Origin of the sequence: Asanoa sp. NPDC050611 (assembly GCF_040654855.1) — a bacterium.
Taxonomy (GTDB): Bacteria; Actinomycetota; Actinomycetes; order Mycobacteriales; family Micromonosporaceae; genus Asanoa.
In genome coordinates, this window is the sequence record NZ_JBFAIU010000520.1 from 1 (window position 1) to 3,644 (window position 3,644).

At 72.9% G+C, this 3,644-nt stretch carries 4 protein-coding genes; all 4 read left to right on the forward strand.

The features are described 5' to 3' along the window. A partial coding sequence (locus AB0H87_RS39475) for a TetR/AcrR family transcriptional regulator (RefSeq protein WP_360158219.1) occupies positions 1-672 on the forward strand: 672 nt, incomplete at its 5' end. A gap of 47 nt (positions 673-719) precedes the next feature. Beyond that, positions 720-2,165, forward strand: coding sequence for a hypothetical protein (locus AB0H87_RS39480; RefSeq protein WP_360158222.1), 1,446 nt, complete (start codon positions 720-722; stop codon positions 2,163-2,165). Between the two features lie 10 nt (positions 2,166-2,175). Beyond that, a complete protein-coding gene (locus AB0H87_RS39485; RefSeq protein ID WP_360158225.1) occupies positions 2,176-2,955 on the forward strand; it encodes a hypothetical protein in 780 nt (259 codons plus the stop codon). Between the two features lie 17 nt (positions 2,956-2,972). Next, a partial coding sequence (locus AB0H87_RS39490) for a phosphotransferase (protein ID WP_360158228.1) occupies positions 2,973-3,644 on the forward strand: 672 nt, incomplete at its 3' end.

Below are 3,644 nucleotides of genomic sequence, written 5' to 3' on the forward strand. Positions count from 1 at the left end.
GGAGTGGGAACGTTGACGGAGCAGGGCGGCCCGCGCCGCAAGAACGCGCCCGTGGCGCTGGACGAGAGCGAGATCCTGCGGCGCGGCCTCGACACGTTCGCCGAGCTCGGCTACGAGGCGACCACGATGCGCGAGTTGGCCCGGCGGCTCGGGGTGAGCCACAACTTCGTCCACGACCGGTACGGCTCCAAGGCGGCCTTCTGGCGCGCAGTGGTGGACGCCGCGTTCGCCGGCGCTCAGGCCGAACGGGACCAGCTGCTGGCGGAGCACGAGGACCCGGCCGAGCGGCTGCGCCTGGTGATCACCCAGCTGTTCCGCCTGGCCGCGCACTCCCCGCAGATCAACCGCGTGATCTCCGACGAGTCGGCGCGCGACTCCGACCGGCTGGACTACCTCCACCGCCGATTCATCCAGCCGTTCTGGGACAGTCTCACGCCGACCATCTCGGCCCTCGTGGCGGCGGGCCGGGTACAGGACGTACCCGTGCACGTCCTGTACCACGCCATCGTCGGTCCGGCGCTGGCGCTCGGCCAGAACGCGATCGTCGACCGCCTCGACCCGGCCGCCGCCCCCGTCGCGGAGCTCGACCGGGACGCGATCGCCGACCGCATGGCCGACGTCGTCATCCACGGCCTGCTTCCCGAGGTGCCCCTGTCGGATAGCCAGCAGTAGCCGCGCGCGGGCCGGGGTTCAATTGACTCCCCGCCTGGAGGTCCCCGTTGGCTGTCGTGCTTCATCCGCGTGCCCACCCGGGCCGCGGGTTGCAGGTGTGGTGCGGTGCCACCGGCCTGTCCGGCGTGCCGGCGCTGGACTGGCGGCTCGACGGTCGGCCCGCGGCACCCGTGGCGGTGCGGCCGATGGCCGGCGCGCGGCCGCCGGCGATGCTGTCCGCGCCGGTCGGGCGGGCGTTCACCGGCGTGTACGAGTTCCGCGACGGCATCGCGCCCGGCTCGACGCACGACGTCACGGTCACGTTGCCCAGCGGGGAGAGCGCGGCGCTGCGCACCCAGGTGCTGCCGGACGAGGTGCCCCGCGATCCGTTCCAGAGCTTCAACGTGCTGCTGGCCTCCTGCTACCACCGGGCCGAGGACAAGGCGGGCGCGGTCGCCGCGCTGGTGGCCGGGCTGCCCGTGCCGCACCGGCCGCACCTCGCCCTGCTCGCCGGCGACCAGGTCTACCTGGACCTGCCGACGCTGATGAACTTCGAGGGCACGCTGCCCTGGCTGGCGGACCGGTTCGAGCGGACGTACGTCGACAACTGGTTCGGCTCGTACGCCGGGGTCCTCGGATGCGCGCCGAGTGCCGCCATCCCGGACGACCACGAGTACTGGAACAACGCGCCCCATCCGAGCCCGATCGTCCAGGAGAGCATCGGCGCCGGATCACGGGCCAACTGGCTGGCCGCGGCCGCGCAGATGTTCACCGCGTTCCAGCGCAGCGAGCCGGGTGGGTACGAACGGATGCTGGAGCTGGACGTGCCCCCGCTGTCGTTCTTCCTGATGGACAACCGGACGTTCCGCTCACCGGACCGCGTGCGGACACTGCCGCCCGGCGGTCTCGTGCAGTTCCAGGACTGGGCGCGCCGCCTGCGGGTGCAGGGCCTGTACGGCGTCGTGGTGACCGGGCAGTCGCTGTTCCAGCCGCCGGCGCCGTGGTTCACGGGCGTCTTCGGCGACCGGCACCTGTCCAACTACGACGACTATCCCGGCATCATGTCGACGCTGGTGCGGCTGGCGCAGGACGGTCGTCCCGTGCTGTGCCTGACCGGCGACGTGCACTACGGCCGGATCCTCGGCGCGCACGACGCCCGCACCGGGGCCGAGCTCTACGAGGTCATCTCCTCGCCGGCCAGCCTCGTCACGAGCGTCGGCGTCGACCAGTTCGCCGGGCTGGCCAACAAGGTCAAGGGTTTGTTCGGGCACAGCGACCCGACCTACCGGCACCGTTCCGCACCCGCGCCGCCCGACTCGTTCACGCCCACCAATGTGGACACCAAGTTCTACCTGCGCCAGAAGTATCCGCTGCACGGCGAGAAGGGCAACCACGTCGCCCTGTTGCGCTTCCGCCGGGCCGGCTTCGGCCTCGAGCTGACCGTCAGCTACTGGCTGGTCGGCGCCGGCCGTGCACCCGTCGAGACCACGATCAGCCTGTCGCCCACCTGGTGAAGGAACCCCGATGCTGAACATCCTCGCCTCGAACGCGGGCGGCGCGTCGCCCACCTTCCGCCCTGTCTCCCGCGCGCCGGGCGAGTCCAACCTGGACTGGCTCGGTCGGGAGCTGGCCGGGCCGGCGGTCGACGGCACGCACCTGTTGCTGGTCGGCGGCCGCGACCATATCGGCTTCCGGCTGCGGGTGGCGCAGGCGCACCTCCGGCACGACCTGTCGCCGAGCCACTGGTCGCACGCCGCGCTGCTCGGCCCCGGCACGCCCGAGGTGGGCGCCACCGCCACCTACGAGGTGTCGCTGGACCCGCCGCGCGGCTTCGGCGTGCCCACGGCCGCCAACGCGCTGCAGGTCGGCCGGCTCGACGCGTACGCGGATCCGGGCCGCTTTCCGAACATCGCGCTCCTGCGCCTGCCGGTGCCGGCCGTCGAGTGGCAGCGACCGAGCACCGCGGAGCAGATCTCGGTGCTGGAGCGCTTCCGGAAGCAGCGGTCGGTCCTGGACGTGACGGAGCTGGTGCTGCAGTGGCTGGCGTTCCTGTGGGGCGTCGGGCGGGCGGCGAACCCGTTGCTGGACGGGTACGGCGTGCCGTCGGCCGCGATGATCGAGGTGGTCCTGAACGCGGTGGGCTACGACGTCACGCCGGCACTCGAAAGCCGCGCGAGCTGCCCGGAGGCGATCTGGCAGGCGGCGAAGTGGTGGCATCCCTACTACAGCGAACGCACGCCGTCCCCGATCACGGGCGCCTGGCACGTCAGCGACCGCATCGGCACCTGGAGCGACTCCGACTGACGGTCTACCGTCGCCGGGTGGAGGAACTGCTGCGCCGGCTCGGCCGGGATCCGGCTTCGTTGCGCTCCGCGGCGATCCTCGCCGGATCGGCGTCCGGGTCGCTGGTCGCCCGGGTTCGGCTCGGCGACGAGGAGTTCGTGCTCAAGACGACCACCGAACGGGAAGCCGTGTTCTACCGCGCGGCGCCGAGGCTGCCCGTGCAGGTGCCGCGGGTGATCGCCCTGGACGGGACGTGCCTCCTGCTGGAAGCCCTGACGCCGGCGACGCGGGCGGCGGAGTGGTCGACGCCGCGGTGGCACGAGGTGGCGCGCCAGCTCGGTGCCCTGCACCGTCCGCGGGTGCTGGCCGGGTTCGCGGGTCGATCGTGGCTGCGGCGCCCGGTGGAACGGCGGCCGGATGCGACGGCCCGGGAGCTCTGGACCGCCGACGAGCTCGCGCTCCTGGACACGCGCCCGGCGGCACTGCCGGATTGCCTGGTGCACGGCGACGTGCATGCCGGGAACCTGTTGCAGGACGACGCCGGCGCGTTGGTGTGGACCGACTGGCAGGAGGTGGGCGTCGGCCCCGGGCCCGAGGACCTGGCGCTGCTGTGGCAGCGCGCCGAGTTCGACGGAGCCGACCCGCCCCGCGCGGCGATGCTGGCGACGTACGCGGCCGCCCGCGGCATCGCGTGCGACGAGGCGCTGCTC